The following is a 14,212-nucleotide window of genomic DNA, read 5'->3' on the forward strand; positions in this document are numbered from 1 at the left end:
CTTCGCTCAGCTCGCCGGAGCCGAGAAGATGTCGATGCGCTGGCCGTCGGCCACCGAGACGATGGCGCGCTTGGTGTCGGCGCGCTTGCCCGTGCCCGAGCGGGTGCGCCGCTTCTTGCCGGTGCGGTTCAGCGTGTTGACGCCGGTCACCTTGACGTCGAACACCGACTCGACCGCGATCTTGATCTCGGTCTTGTTGGCGTCCGGCGCGACGAGGAACGTGTACTTGTTCTCGTCCAGCAACGCGTACGACTTCTCGCTCACGACCGGCGCGAGCAGGATGTCGCGGTGGTTCCGGATCTTGATGGTGCTCACTTGGCGTCCTCCTCGGTGACGTCGGTGCTCGGCTCGAGGACCTCGGCGACGCTGGCGGCGGAGGCCGCGAGCTCGGCGTCGGTCGGCTCGGCCGAACCCTCGACCGAGGCGGCGTCCAGCTCGGCCTCGCTGACGCGGGCCGTGGCCTTGGCCGAGCGGCCCGAGACCGGGCCGGCGACGAAGGTGTCGAGCGCGGCGGAGGTGAAGACCACCTCGTCGCAGACGAGCACGTCGTAGGCGTTGAGCTGGTCGACCGTGATCACGTGGACCGTCGGGACGTTGCGCAGGCTGACCCAGGCGAGGTCGTCGTCGCGGTGCAGGACGACGAGCACCTTGTCGGTGGTCGCGACCCGGTCGAGCGAGACGAGCGCGGCCTTGGTCGACGGCACCTCGCCGGCGACGAGGTCGCTGACGACGTGGACGCGGCCGTCGCGGGCCCGGTCGGAGAGCGCACCGCGCAGGGCGGCGGCGATCATCTTCTTGGGCGTGCGCTGCGCGTAGCCGTGCGGGACGGGCCCGTGGGCCACGCCACCGCCGGCGAACTGCGGCGAGCGGGTCGAGCCCTGGCGGGCGCGGCCGGTGCCCTTTTGGCGGTACGGCTTCTTGCCACCGCCGCGGACGTCGCCGCGGGTCTTGGTGGCGTGGGTGCCCTGACGGGCCGCGGCCAGCTGGGCCACCACGACCTGGTGGATCAGCGGGACGTTCGCGGTCACGTCGAAGAGCTCCGCGGGGAGCTCGGCGGTGCCGGCGGTGCTGCCGTCGGCGGCGAGGACGTCAACGGTGCTCACTTGGCGTCTCCCTTCTTGCTCGCGCTGCGCAGGACGACGAGGCCGCCCTTGTTGCCGGGGATGGCGCCCTTGATCAGGACGAGGCCGCGCTCGGCGTCGATCGCGTGCACCTGCAGGTTCTGCACGGTGACGCGCTCGACACCCATGCGGCCGGCCATCTTGAGGCCCTTGAAGACGCGACCGGGGGTCGCGCAGCCGCCGATGGAGCCGGGCGAACGGTGCTTGCGGTGCACACCGTGGCTGGCGCGCAGACCGTGGAACCCGTGGCGCTTCATGACGCCCGCGGTGCCCTTGCCCTTGCTGACGCCGGTCACGTCGATGACCTCGTCGGCGGCGAAGAGCTCGGCCGTGACCTCCTGGCCGAGCGTGTACTCGCTGGCGTCGGCGGTGCGGATCTCGACGAGGTGCTTGCGCGGGGTGACCCCGGCGCGCTCGAAGTGCCCGGCGTCGGGCTTGGTGACCTGCTTGGCCTTCACGGCGCCGTAGCCCAGCTGGACGGCGGAGTAGCCGTCGGAGGCGGGCGTGCGGACCTGGGTCACGACGCAGGGGCCGGCCTGGACGACCGTCACCGGGACGACGCGGTTGTTGGCGTCCCACAGCTGGGTCATGCCGAGCTTCTTGCCCAGCAGGCCCTTGACGGTGCGGCCGCTCGTGGATGTGGCAGTGGTGCTCATGCTGTTCGCGGTCCTCAGAGCTTGATCTCGATGTCGACCCCGGCCGGCAGGTCGAGGCGCATCAGAGAGTCGACGGTCTTCGGGGTCGGGTCGATGATGTCGATGAGGCGCTTGTGCGTGCGCATCTCGAACTGCTCCCGGCTGTCCTTGTACTTGTGCGGGGAGCGGATGACGACGTAGACGTTCTTCTCCGTCGGCAGCGGCACCGGACCGGCGACGCGGGCACCCGTGCGGGTCACCGTGTCGACGATCTTGCGCGCCGAGGAGTCGATGACCTCGTGGTCGTAGGCCTTGAGCCTGATGCGGATCTTCTGTCCCGCCACCGTGTCCTCTTCTCGCTTCACTCGTGCTGTCTGTGTGCGGCGTGGTGCTCGTGCCGCAGTCCTGCTCTCGGTCCTTCTTCTCCGACCCCCGCGGTCGGGCGTGTCGCCCGTCCTCCGGCAAACCACGACTGCTTCTTGCCCTGCCGTGGGATGTGGCCCGGCTGCCCGGACGAGGTCCAGGTGGCCGAGCGAGCGGGATCTCCTGGTGCGGCGGCACCGCTCGGGCCCACGGAAGGACCCCTGAACAGCGCACACCCCGGCGACCTCGTCGGAGCAACCGGACAATCTTGTCAGAAGGGCCCAGACGGATCAAATCCGGCCGCACATCCTTGGACGCGGCTCAGGGTCCGGCGCGGCGATCCGCGGCGGGGCGGGGCCCCTAGGCTGGGTCGGTGCGTCAGCAAACCGCCGCCCAGCGGCTCCGTCGGTGAGCGTACCCGTCGGGGTCGCCGCCGGGCACGAGGCGACCGTGGAGGCCGGGCGCGTCGTCCTCGAGGGCGGCGGCGGGGCCGTCGACGCGGGCGTGGCCATGATGCTCGTGAGCTGCGCGGCCGAGACGATCTTCACCGGCCTGGCCGGGGGCGGCTTCGCCACGGTCTACGAGGCGGCGACCCGCACGGTGACCTGCGTCGACTTCTTCGTCGCCGTCCCCGGTCTGGGCGAGCGGCGGGCCGGGCCGGGCACGGCCATCGAGATCACCTTCGTCGGCCAGCGCGTCCCCTACGAGATCGGGCCCGCGACGGTGGCCGTCCCCGGCGTCCCGGCCGGCGCGCGGCACCTGTGGTCGCGCTGGGGCCGGCTGCCCTGGGCCGACGTCGTCGCGCCCGGGCTCGCCGCCTCGTACGGCACCCCGTTCCCCCGCACCCACGCCGAGCTGCTCCCCCGCGTCGCGCCGGCGATGTGCGTGGGCGAGGGCGACCTCGTCTACCGCCACGGTGACGGTTCGCTGCTGGAGGCGGGCGACCCGCTGCGCCACCCCGACCACCACCGCGCGTACGAGCTGCTCGCCCGCGACCCCGACGCCTTCTACTCCGGCGAGTTCGCCGACGCCCTCCTCGAGGCCCTGGCCGACGGCTCCGCGCTGTCGCAGGCCGACCTCGACGCGTACGCGGTCGTCGAGAGCCGACCCTCCGTGGCCCGCTTCGACGACCTGACCGTGCACGCGCGCGGTGACGACCTCGACGACGTCCTCGGCACGCTGCAGGCGGCGGGCCTGGCCGTGCCCGGCGACCCCCACCACGACGTCGCCTCGACGCTGGGGCTCGTCGCCGCGCTCCGGGCGCCCGACCGCCGCGCCGAGACGACCAACCTCGTCGCGGTCGACGAGCGCGGCGACGCCTGCGTGATCACGACCAGCCTCGGCCTCGGCTCGGGGGTGTGGGTGCCCGGCTTCGGCGTGCACCTCAACTCCATGCTCGGCGAGGGCGAGCTGATCCGCGCCGAGCTCGACCCCGGCGTGCGGATGGGCTCGATGATGTCGCCGCTCGTGGCGCTGGACGCCGACGGCGCCCTCGTCGCGGCCGCCGGTGCCGCGGGCGGCAGCCGCATCCGGCCCGCGCTCGTGCAGACCCTGCTGCGGGTCCTGCGCGGCACCCCGCCGCAGCAGGCGATCGACGCCCCGCGGCTCAACGCGCTGCCCGACCTCGTCCGCCTCGAGCCGGGCTTCGACGCCGCCGTCCTCGAGGGACTCGCGCTCGCCGGCGTCCCCACCGCGGTCGCCGACGGCCTCGACCCGTACTTCGGCGGGGTGTCCGCGATCAGCACCGGCGGTGCGGGGTCGGACCCGCGGCGGAGCGGCCACGCGTGGCTTCTGCCTCCGCTCCGCTCCGGCGCGGCCGACGCTCTGACCCTCCGCCTTCCTCCCTCCCGCTGACGACGGAGAAGCGTGTCGTCAGCGTCCGGTCGTCCAGGCGGAGGCGCGTCGGCCGGCGAAAGCCGGGTTCGCTGACGCGCCGATCTGCGTCCTGGTCCAAGCGCGAGGGGTTCACGGACGGTTGGGCACATTTGAGCGTCTCCGGCGGCCTCTAGGGTTCTCGGCGTGACCGCGAACGTGCCCAGCTCGACCTACCGGCTCCAGATCACCGGGTCCTTCACCCTCGACCACGCCGCCGAGGAGACCGCGTACCTGCGCGACCTCGGTGTCGGCGCCGTCTACTGCTCGCCGCTGCTGCAGGCCGCGAGCGGCTCCGACCACGGCTACGACACCGTCGACCCGACGCGGGTCGACGCCGACCGGGGCGGGGCGGAGCAGCTGGACGCGCTGCTGGCCCGTGCGCAGGACGAGGGCCTCGGGGTCGTCGTCGACATCGTCCCCAACCACCTCGGCATCGAGGAGCCCTCGGAGAACCCGGCCTTCTTCGACGTGCTGCGCCTCGGCCAGGACTCGCCCTACGCGCCCTGGTTCGACATCGACTGGAGCGCCAACGGCGGCCGCCTGCTCCTGCCCGTGCTCGGCGACGACGCCGTGCTGAGCGTCGAGGACGGCGAGCTGCGCTACTACGACCACCGCTTCCCGCTCGCTCCGGGCACCTGGGTCGAGGGCGACCCCGACGAGACGGCCGACGCGGTGCACGCGCGCCAGCACTACGAGCTCGCGCACTGGACGCGGGCCAACGAGGAGCTGAACTACCGCCGCTTCTTCGCCGTCACCACGCTCGCGGGCGTCCGGCAGGAGGACCCGGAGGTCTTCTCCGCGACGCACGAGCTCGTCGCGAGCTGGCCGGGCAAGGGCGTGACCGGGCTGCGCGTCGACCACCCCGACGGTCTGGTCGACCCGGCCGGCTACCTCGCGCAGCTGCGCGACCTCGCGCCGGACGCCTGGATCACCGTCGAGAAGATCCTCGAGCCGGGCGAGGAGCTGCCGCCGTGGCCGGTCGAGGGCACGACCGGCTACGACGCCATGCGCGAGGTGAACGGGGTCTTCGTCGACCACGAGGCCGAGGCGGGCCTGACCGACCTCTACCGCCGCCTCACCGGCGACGAGCGCACCCTGGCCGAGCACGTCGAGACCGGCAAGCGGATGGTCGACGAGACCCTGCTGCCCGCCGAGCTGCACCGCATGGCCCGCCTCGTGCCCGAGGTGCCCGACGCCGAGCCCGCGCTCGCCGAGGTCGCCGTCGCCTTCACCGTCTACCGCTCCTACCTCCCGGCCGGCGCCGAGCACCTCGACGAGGCGCTGGCGCTCGCCGCGCAGCGCAGGCCCGAGCTCGCCGAGCGGCTCGACGCCCTCAGCCCCCGTCTGCACGACCCCGAGGACGAGCTGGCGAAGCGCATGCAGCAGCTCTCCGGCGCGACGATGGCCAAGGGCGTCGAGGACACGGCGTACTACCGCTACGCCCGCTTCATCGCGCTCAACGAGGTCGGCGGCGACCCCGACGAGGTCGGGATCCCGCTCGCCCGCTTCCACCAGCTGCAGGCGGAGCGCCAGCAGGCACAGCCCCGGTCCATGACGGCGCTCTCCACGCACGACACCAAGCGCGGCGAGGACGTCCGGGCCCGGCTCGCCGTCCTGACCGAGGTCAGCGACGCGTGGACCCGCTTCGCCGAGCGGGTGCTCGAGGTCAGCACCGTCCCCAACCGGGCCTTCGCCTACTTCGTGGCCCAGACGCTCGCGGGCGCGGGCCGGGTCGAGGACGAGCGCATGCATGCCTACGTCGAGAAGGCGATGCGCGAGGCGTCGGACGGCACCACCTGGACCGAGCCCGACGAGGCCTTCGAGAAGACCGTCCACGCGCTGGTCGACGCCGCGTACGACGGTCCGCTCGGCGACGACTGGGACGCCCTCACCGCGCTCCTCGCCGCTCCGGGCTGGTCGAACGCGCTGGGCCAGAAGCTCGTCCAGCTGACCATGCCCGGCGTCCCCGACGTCTACCAGGGCACCGAGCTCTGGGAGGACTCGCTCGTCGACCCGGACAACCGGCGCCCGGTCGACTACGCGGAGCGGCGCGCGCTGCTCGCCGCCCTCGACACGGCCGAGGAGCCGCCGGCCGTCGACCGGACGGGCGCGGCCAAGCTCTGGGTCGTCCGCCAGGCGCTGCGGGCCCGGCGCGAGCACCCGGAGCTGTTCACCGGCTACGACCCGGTCGCCGCGGACGGCCCGGCGGCCGCCCACCTGGTCGGGTTCGACCGGGGCGGGGCCATCACGCTGGCCACCCGGCTGCCCGTCACGCTCGAGGCCGAGGGCGGCTGGCGCGGGACGGCCATCACGCTGCCGGAGCGCCGCGTCGACGTGCTGACCGGGCGCGAGCACGAGGGCACCCTCGACGTCGCCGAGGTGCTCGACCGCTACCCCGTCGCCCTGCTGCTGCCCGTCTGAGGCCGCTGCGGCTGGCGAGCCGCGTCTCCCGGTCCCACCGGACCGGGCGACGCGCCTCCCGGCCTCAGATGGGGTCCAGCACCCGCTTCAGGAAGGTCCGGGTGCGGGCCTCGCGCGGGTCGGTCAGCACGGCCTCGGGCTCGCCGCGCTCGACGACGACGCCGCCGTCCATGAACAGCACCTGGTCGGCCACCGAGCGGGCGAAGCGCATCTCGTGCGTGACGACGAGCATGGTCCGGCCGGCGTCGGCCAGGTCCTTCATCACGCCCAGCACCTCCCCCACCAGCTCGGGGTCGAGCGCCGACGTCGGCTCGTCGAACAGCAGCAGCTCGGGCTCGAGGGCGAGCGCGCGGGCGATGCCGACCCGCTGCTGCTGGCCACCGGAGAGCTGGTACGGGTGCTGGTCGGCCTTGCCGCCCAGGCCGACGCTCTCCAGCAGCGCGTGGGCCTGCTCCTCCGCCTCGGCCCGCGGCTTGCCGTGGGCGACCACCGGGCCCTCGGTGACGTTGCGCAGCACGCTCAGGTGCGGGAAGAGGTTGTGGGCCTGGAAGACCATCGCGCTCTGCGCCCGCAGCCGCGTCAGGTCCCGCTTCCCGGGACGCGCGGCGTAGTCGAGCTGGACCTCGCCGATGCGCACCGTGCCGGCGTCGGCGGTCTCCAGGGCGTTCAGGCAGCGCAGCACGGTGGTCTTGCCCGAGCCGGACGGCCCGATCAGGACGGTCACCGACCCCGACGGCACGGTGAAGGCGACGTCGCGCAGCACCGCCACCGCGCCGAACGCCTTGGCCAGGCCGGCCACCTCGACGAGCGGCCGGCCGGTGCCGCCCGGCTCGTCGCGCCGCTCGGGTCCCTCGGTCTCGCTCATCGGGCCACGTACCTCTCCAGCCGGTGCTCGAGCCGGCCCTGGGCGAAGGACAGCACCAGGCAGATCACCCAGTAGTACGCCGCGGCGACGCCGTACAGCGCGAAGAACTTGAAGGTCGGCGCCGCCGCGACCTGGGCCACCCGCAGCAGCTCGGTGACCAGCACGACCGAGGCGAGCGAGGTGTCCTTGACCAGGGAGATCAGGGTGTTCGACAGCGGCGGCACGGCCGTGCGGGCCGCCTGCGGCAGCACGATGCGCCGCAGCGTGGTCGTGTAGCCCATCCCGACCGTCTGCGCCGCCTCCCACTGCCCGCGGGGCACCGACAGGATCGCGGCCCTGATGATCTCGGCCGCGTACCCGCCGACGTTCAGGCTGAAGGCGATGACGGCCGCCGTGAACGGGTTGAAGGTCAACCCGATCGCCGGCAGGCCGTAGAAGATCAGGAAGAGCTGGACCAGCAGCGGGGTCCCGCGGATCAGCGAGATGTAGACCCGCGCCACCTGCGAGACCACCGCGACCCGCGAGAGCCGCATCAGGGCGACGACCAGGGCGATGGCGAGGCCGATCACGAAGCTGATCGCGGTCAGCGGGATGGTGGCCTTGAGCGCGGCGAGGGCCATCGGGCCCGCCGTCTGCTTCACGAGCTCCCAGGTCGACTGCTGGGCCGCCGCCTGCGCGGGCGCCTCGGGCGAGGCCTCGCCCGAGCTGACGTCCTCGCCGAAGTACTTCTCCGAGATCTGCGTGAGCTGGCCGTCGGCGCGGACCTGGCCCAGCGCCGTGTTCACCGCGTCGCGCAGGGAGGTGTCGCCCTGGCGCATCGCGAAGACCTGCTCGCTCGTGTCGCCGGTCTTGGCCGCGATCTTGACGCTGGTGTCACCGGTGGTCTTGGCGTACTCGGCGACGGCGAGGTTGTCGTTGACCGTCGCGTCGACCCGGCCCTGCTTGACCAGCGTGACCGCCTGGGTGAAGCCCTCGACGGCCTGCACCTCGGCGCCGGCGTCCTCGGCCACCTGGGCCCAGTTGCTCGTCGAGCTCTGCGCGGTCGTCTTGCCCTTGAGGTCGGCGAGGCTGGTGATCGAGTCGTCGTCGGCGCGCGTGACGATGACGCCGTCGGAGACCGTGTAGGGCTCCGAGAGCGCGTACGTGGCCTCGCGCTGCGCGTTCTTGGTGACCTGGTTGGCGACGAGGTCGAAGCGGTCGGACTGCAGGCTCGCGAAGATCGAGTCGAAGGGGGCCTCGACGAACTCGGTGCGCAGCCCCATCTTGGCCGCGACGGCGTCGATGACCTCGACGTCGTAGCCGGTCAGCACGTTGGTGCTGGGGTCGTGGTAGGTGAACGGCGAGTAGGTGCCCTCGGTGCCGACCCTCAGCACACCGGACTCACGGACCTTGTCCAGCGTCGTCTCCGGAGCGCCGGACGAGCAGGCGCTCGCCAGCAGGCCCACCACCAGGGCGAGCAGCAGTCCCACGACGCGTCTGATGGCCGGTCTCCCTCGGTGCGGACGTTCCCGGGTGTCCTACCCGGGATTGCTCGACCGTAGCCGACCGGGAGCCTCGTCCGGGGGGTGGTCCGCGGCAGCGCCGCCCGCGCCGACCGGGCCGACCGCACCGACCGGGCCGACCGGGTGCGGGTTCAGGAGGGCAGCAGCACCGTGGTGCGCGTCCCGACCGGGCGGAAACCCAGCCGGCGACCCAGGGCCGCTGCGGCCACGTCGTCGCCGCGGGTGCGCCACTGCGCCACCAGACCGGAGTCGAGCGCGTCGTTCAGCGCCAGGGCGCCGGCGAGGAGCCCGTGGCCCTCCCGCCGCAGCGACGGCGGCGTGAGCACGCCGAGGTCGGCGAGGATTCCCTGCTGCTCGGCGTAGCCGGAGCCCGACACCGGGGCCTCCCGGTCGTCGAGCACCACGAAGCGCTGCGCCAGGGCACCGAGGCCCACCTGCGTCACGTCGTCGGGCGGGCACTCGCGCTCGAGGTCGTGCACGGCCTGCGGGTCGTCGGCCACCACCGCCGACTCCAGCTGGGGGTGCTCCACGTACGCGTCCGCGAACGCCAGCACCGACTCCTCCACGAGCCGGCCCCCGATGGCCCCGTCGGGGCCCTGCCCGGCCAGCCGCAGGAGGCCGGTGCCCGAGGCCAGGGTGACGTCGTCGACGTCCGTCGCGCGGTCCAGCAGCCAGCCGGGCCCGACCAGCACGCGGTGCTCCCACAGGGCCACGTACGCCACGCGCTCGGGGTTGGTCCGCGTCAGCCTCTCCCCCGGCTCCTCGAAGGAGAAGGCGTCGTCGAGCAGCCCGAGCCCGCGCGCCCAGGCCAGCTCCACGATCGCCCGCGTCCCGTCGTCCACACCCACGAGCCTAGGGAGTCGCGGCTGCGCGGACGACCCGTGGACGACCGCGGCTGGAGTCGTCCGGGACGCAGCAAGGCCCCGGGTCGAGACCCGGGGCCTTGCTGGATGGTGCTCTGGGACTGCGTCAGATCACTTGAGGATCTTGGTGACGCGACCGGCACCGACCGTACGACCACCCTCGCGGATGGCGAACTTCAGCTCCTCCTCCATGGCGATCGGCTGGATCAGCTGAACGCTCATGTCGGTGTTGTCGCCCGGCATGACCATGTCGGTGCCCTCGGGGAGGTTCACCACACCGGTCACGTCGGTGGTGCGGAAGTAGAACTGCGGGCGGTAGTTGTTGAAGAACGGGGTGTGACGGCCACCCTCCTCCTTCGACAGGATGTAGACGCGCGCCTCGAAGTCCGTGTGCGGGGTCGTGGTGCCCGGCTTGATGACGACCATGCCGCGCTCGACGTCCTCGCGCTTGGTGCCACGGAGCAGGAGGCCGACGTTCTCGCCCGCCTGGCCCTCGTCGAGGAGCTTGCGGAACATCTCGACGCCGGTGACCGTGGTGGTCTGCTTGGTCGTGCGGATGCCGATGATGTCGACGGTCTCGTTGACCTTGACGATGCCGCGCTCGATGCGGCCGGTGATGACGGTGCCACGACCGGTGATCGTGAAGACGTCCTCGACGGGCATGAGGAACGGCTTGTCGATCTCGCGCTCCGGCTGCGGGATGTGGCTGTCCACGGCCGCCATGAGCTCCATGATCGACTCGCCCCACTTGGCGTCGCCGTTCAGGGCCGGGAAGGCCGCGACCTTGACGACGGGGATGTCGTCGCCGTCGTACTCGTACTCGCTGAGGAGCTCACGGACCTCGAGCTCGACGAGCTCCAGGATCTCCTCGTCGTCGACCATGTCGCACTTGTTGAGTGCCACGACGATGGCCGGCACGCCGACCTGGCGGGCGAGCAGCACGTGCTCACGGGTCTGCGGCATCGGGCCGTCGGTGGCGGCGACCACGAGGATCGCGCCGTCCATCTGGGCCGCACCGGTGATCATGTTCTTGATGTAGTCCGCGTGACCGGGGCAGTCGACGTGCGCGTAGTGCCGGTTCTCGGTCTGGTACTCGACGTGCGCGATCGAGATCGTGATGCCGCGCTGACGCTCTTCGGGCGCCTTGTCGATCTGGTCGAACGCCGACGCCTGGTTCAGGTTCGGGTACTTGTCGTGCAGCACCTTGGTGATCGCCGCGGTCAGCGTGGTCTTGCCGTGGTCGATGTGCCCGATGGTGCCGATGTTGACGTGCGGCTTGGTCCGCTCGAACTTGGCCTTGGCCACTGCTGGGGCTCCTTCTAGGTGTTCGCCGCGCGTTCGCGCGGCGCATTCTGGGTGACTGGCTGGTTGCCGGTTCTGACCCGGCTGTCAAGTTTTCCCGCCCGTACGGCTCAGGTCAAACCGAGCCGTACGAGCGGGGGCGGCGTCCGCGCGCGGACGCCGGTGGCTCACTCGCCGCGAGCCTTCTGGATGATCTCGTCGGAGATCGACTTCGGCGTCTCGGCGTAGGAGTGGAACTCCATCGAGTACGACGCCTGGCCCGAGGTCTTCGACCGCAGGTCGCCGACGTAGCCGAACATCTCCGACAGCGGCACCAGGGCCGAGACGACCTTGTTGCCGTGCATGTCGTCCATGGACTGGATCTGACCGCGACGCGCGTTCAGGTCACCGATCACGGTGCCGAGGTAGTCCTCGGGCGTCGTGACCTCGACGGCCATGACCGGCTCGAGCAGGGCCGGGTCGGCGCGACGGGCGGCCTCCTTGAAGACCATCGAGCCGGCGATCTTGAACGCCAGCTCGGAGGAGTCGACGTCGTGGTACGCACCGTCGGTCAGGGTGACCTTGATGTCCTCGATCTGGTAGCCGGCCAGCACGCCGAACTGCATGGCGTCCTGGATGCCCTCGTCCACCGCCGGGATGTACTCGCGGGGGATGCGACCACCGGTGACCGCGTTGACGAACTCGTAGCCCGAGCCCGGCTCCAGCGGCTCGAGGCTGACGATCACGCGGGCGTACTGGCCCGAGCCACCCGACTGCTTCTTGTGGGTGTACTCGACCTTCTCGACCGGGCGACGCAGCGTCTCGCGGTAGGCCACCTGCGGCTTGCCGATGTTGGCCTCGACGCGGAACTCGCGCTTCATGCGGTCGATCAGCACCTCGAGGTGCAGCTCGCCCATGCCGGCGATGATGGTCTGACCGGTCTCCTCGTCGGTGTGGACGCGGAAGGTCGGGTCCTCCTCGGCGAGCCGCTGGATCGCGGTGCCGAGCTTCTCCTGGTCGGACTTCGTCTTCGGCTCGATGGCCTGCTCGATGACCGGCGCGGGGAAGTCCATCGACTCCAGCTGCACGGGGCTGGCCTGGTCGGACAGCGTCTCACCGGTGGTGGTGTCCTTCAGACCCATCACGGCGACGATCTGCCCGGCGCCGACCGACGCGATCTCCTCGCGCTTGTTGGCGTGCATCTGGTAGATCTTGCCGATCCGCTCCTTGCGGCCCTTGGTGCTGTTCAGCACCGTGGAGCCGGCCTCGAGCTTGCCCGAGTAGAGGCGGATGTAGGTGAGACGACCCAGGTGCGGGTCGGCCGCGATCTTGAAGGCCAGCGCCGAGAACGGGTCGTTGCTGTCCGGGTGGCGCTCGATGACGGTCGACTCGTCGCCGGGCTTGAACCCGTTGATGGCCGGGACGTCGAGCGGGGACGGCAGGTAGGCGATGACCGCGTCGAGCAGGGGCTGGACGCCCTTGTTCTTGAACGCGCTGCCGCACAGCACCGCGGTGAAGCTCGCGGCGAGCACGCCACGACGGATCGCGGCCTGGAGCAGCTCCGGGGTGACGGCGTCCTCGAGGTAGGCCTCGGCGAGCACGTCGTCGTGGTCGGACACCAGCTCGATGAGGGCGGCGTGCGCCTCCTCGGCGGCGTCGACCATGTCGGCCGGGATCTCCTCGACGGCGTAGTCCTCGCCGATCGTCGTCTCGCCGCGCCACGTGAGCGCGCGCATGTTGACGAGGTCGACGACGCCCAGGAAGCCGCCCTCGGAGCCGATCGGCAGCTGCAGCACGGCCGGCGTCGCGTTGAGCCGGTTCTTGATCGTGGAGACGCAGAAGTCGAAGCTCGCGCCCGTACGGTCCAGCTTGTTCACGAAGCAGATGCGCGGCACGCCGTAGCGGTCGGCCTGGCGCCACACGGTCTGGCTCTGCGGCTCGACGCCGGCGACCCCGTCGAAGACGGCGACGGCACCGTCGAGGACGCGCAGCGAGCGCTCCACCTCGACGGTGAAGTCGACGTGGCCCGGGGTGTCGATGATGTTGATCTGGTGGTTCTTCCAGTGGCAGGTCGTCGCGGCGGACGTGATCGTGATGCCGCGCTCCTGCTCCTGCTCCATCCAGTCCATCGTGGCGGCGCCCTCGTGGACCTCGCCGATCTTGTAGTTGATGCCGGTGTAGAACAGGATGCGCTCGGTCGTCGTGGTCTTGCCCGCGTCGATGTGCGCCATGATCCCGATGTTGCGGACCTGGGACAGGTCGGTCTTGATGTCGACAGCCATGAAGGTGGCTACTCAACCTCTCGTGTGCTCGTGGGTGCCGGTGGGTGCTGTCCAGGGACAGCGTCGCGGAGGGTGAATTTGTTCCGCAGCCGGCGTGGAAGGGCGCTACCCGGACGGCCCAGGGGCGCACGGCAGAGCCGTACGCCCCCGGCGCGTCACCAGCGGTAGTGCGCGAACGCCTTGTTGGCCTCGGCCATCTTGTGGGTGTCCTCGCGGCGCTTGACCGCGGCACCCAGACCGTTCGAGGCGTCGAGGATCTCGTTCATCAGACGCTCGGCCATCGTCTTCTCGCGACGGGCGCGGGAGAAGCTGACCAGCCAGCGCATGGCCAGCGTGGTCGCGCGGGCCGGCTTGACCTCGATCGGCACCTGGTAGGTCGCACCACCGACGCGGCGGCTCTTGACCTCCAGCGCCGGGCGGACGTTGTCCAGCGCGCGCTTGAGCGTCTGCACCGGGTCGATGCCCGTCTTGGTGCGGGTGCCTTCCATGGCGGTGTAGACGATGCCCTGCGCGACGGTCTTCTTGCCGTCCTGCAGGATCTTGCTCACGAGCTGGCTGACCAGCGGCGAGCCGTAGACCGGGTCGGCCGGGAGCGGCCGCTTCGGGGCGGGACCCTTGCGGGGCATTACTTCTCCTTCTTGGCGCCGTAGCGGCTGCGGGCCTGCTTGCGGTTCTTGACGCCCTGGGTGTCGAGCGTGCCGCGGATGATCTTGTAGCGCACACCCGGCAGGTCCTTCACGCGACCGCCGCGCACGAGCACCATCGAGTGCTCCTGCAGGTTGTGGCCGACGCCGGGGATGTAGGCGGTGACCTCGACACCCGAGCTCAGTCGGACACGCGCCACCTTCCGGAGCGCCGAGTTCGGCTTCTTCGGCGTGGTCGTGTACACCCGGGTGCACACGCCCCGGCGCTGGGGCGAACCCTTGAGGGCCGGCGTCTTGGTCTTGGAGACCTTGTCCTGCCGGCCCTTGCGGACGAGCTGCTGAATGGTGGGCACCGCGTCG

Annotated in this window: 12 protein-coding genes and 1 pseudogene; 2 read left to right on the top strand and 11 right to left on the bottom strand. The window is 71.5% G+C overall.

What is annotated here, in order from left to right; translation table 11 throughout:
* Positions 1–6: 6 nt before the first annotated feature.
* The 4 genes and pseudogenes from rplW to rpsJ all read right to left on the bottom strand — a co-directional run bounded on the left by rplW (position 7) and on the right by rpsJ (position 2,100).
* Positions 7–315 (bottom strand): 50S ribosomal protein L23, encoded by a 309-nt coding sequence (rplW, locus tag BLU42_RS14290; protein WP_172825798.1) that lies wholly within the window; start codon positions 313–315, stop codon positions 7–9.
* A gap of 101 nt (positions 316–416) precedes the next feature.
* Positions 417–1,103: pseudogene (gene rplD, locus BLU42_RS14295) on the bottom strand (50S ribosomal protein L4); the annotation flags it as partial.
* Positions 1,100–1,777 carry a 50S ribosomal protein L3 gene (gene rplC / locus BLU42_RS14300; RefSeq protein ID WP_091075618.1) on the bottom strand — a complete coding sequence of 226 codons (678 nt, stop codon included), beginning with the start codon at positions 1,775–1,777 and terminating at the stop codon, positions 1,100–1,102. The gene rplC and the pseudogene rplD, both read right to left, overlap by 4 nt.
* Positions 1,778–1,791: 14 nt before the next feature.
* Complete coding sequence (rpsJ, locus tag BLU42_RS14305; RefSeq protein ID WP_091075623.1) at positions 1,792–2,100, bottom strand: 30S ribosomal protein S10; 309 nt, start codon at positions 2,098–2,100, stop codon at positions 1,792–1,794.
* Positions 2,101–2,527: 427 nt separating this feature from the next.
* Here rpsJ and BLU42_RS14310 point away from each other — a divergent pair, with 427 nt between their 5' ends.
* Positions 2,528–3,973 (top strand): gamma-glutamyltransferase, encoded by a 1,446-nt coding sequence (locus BLU42_RS14310; RefSeq protein WP_197680446.1) that lies wholly within the window; start codon positions 2,528–2,530, stop codon positions 3,971–3,973.
* Positions 3,974–4,138: 165 nt separating this feature from the next.
* Positions 4,139–6,415 carry a malto-oligosyltrehalose synthase gene (gene treY / locus BLU42_RS14315; RefSeq protein ID WP_091075627.1) on the top strand — a complete coding sequence of 759 codons (2,277 nt, stop codon included), beginning with the start codon at positions 4,139–4,141 and terminating at the stop codon, positions 6,413–6,415.
* A gap of 64 nt (positions 6,416–6,479) precedes the next feature.
* Here the strand turns inward: treY and BLU42_RS14320 are convergent, their stop codons facing one another.
* The 7 genes from BLU42_RS14320 to rpsL form a co-directional block, all read right to left on the bottom strand.
* Positions 6,480–7,280, bottom strand: coding sequence for an amino acid ABC transporter ATP-binding protein (locus BLU42_RS14320; RefSeq protein ID WP_091075630.1), 801 nt, complete (start codon positions 7,278–7,280; stop codon positions 6,480–6,482).
* Complete coding sequence (locus tag BLU42_RS14325; RefSeq protein ID WP_197680447.1) at positions 7,277–8,749, bottom strand: ABC transporter permease subunit; 1,473 nt, start codon at positions 8,747–8,749, stop codon at positions 7,277–7,279. Before BLU42_RS14325 ends, BLU42_RS14320 begins: the two co-directional genes overlap by 4 nt.
* A 164-nt stretch (positions 8,750–8,913) precedes the next feature.
* Complete coding sequence (locus BLU42_RS14330) at positions 8,914–9,624, bottom strand: GNAT family N-acetyltransferase (RefSeq protein ID WP_091075637.1); 711 nt, start codon at positions 9,622–9,624, stop codon at positions 8,914–8,916.
* A gap of 132 nt (positions 9,625–9,756) precedes the next feature.
* Positions 9,757–10,950 carry an elongation factor Tu gene (gene tuf / locus BLU42_RS14335; RefSeq protein WP_091075641.1) on the bottom strand — a complete coding sequence of 398 codons (1,194 nt, stop codon included), beginning with the start codon at positions 10,948–10,950 and terminating at the stop codon, positions 9,757–9,759.
* Positions 10,951–11,114: 164 nt separating this feature from the next.
* Positions 11,115–13,208, bottom strand: a complete 2,094-nt coding sequence (gene fusA / locus BLU42_RS14340) for an elongation factor G (RefSeq protein WP_091075644.1) — start codon at positions 13,206–13,208, stop codon at positions 11,115–11,117.
* A 155-nt stretch (positions 13,209–13,363) separates the two neighbouring features.
* The gene (gene rpsG / locus BLU42_RS14345; RefSeq protein WP_091075648.1) at positions 13,364–13,834 is read right to left on the bottom strand and encodes a 30S ribosomal protein S7; all 471 of its coding nucleotides are present in this window, start codon (positions 13,832–13,834) and stop codon (positions 13,364–13,366) included.
* Entirely contained in the window at positions 13,834–14,205 is a 372-nt protein-coding gene (gene rpsL / locus BLU42_RS14350) for a 30S ribosomal protein S12 (protein WP_091075652.1), read from the bottom strand. Before rpsL ends, rpsG begins: the two co-directional genes overlap by 1 nt.
* Positions 14,206–14,212 lie beyond the last annotated feature (7 nt).

This window comes from Microlunatus sagamiharensis, assembly GCF_900105785.1.
In the GTDB taxonomy this organism is placed as follows: domain Bacteria; phylum Actinomycetota; class Actinomycetes; order Propionibacteriales; family Propionibacteriaceae; genus Microlunatus; species Microlunatus sagamiharensis.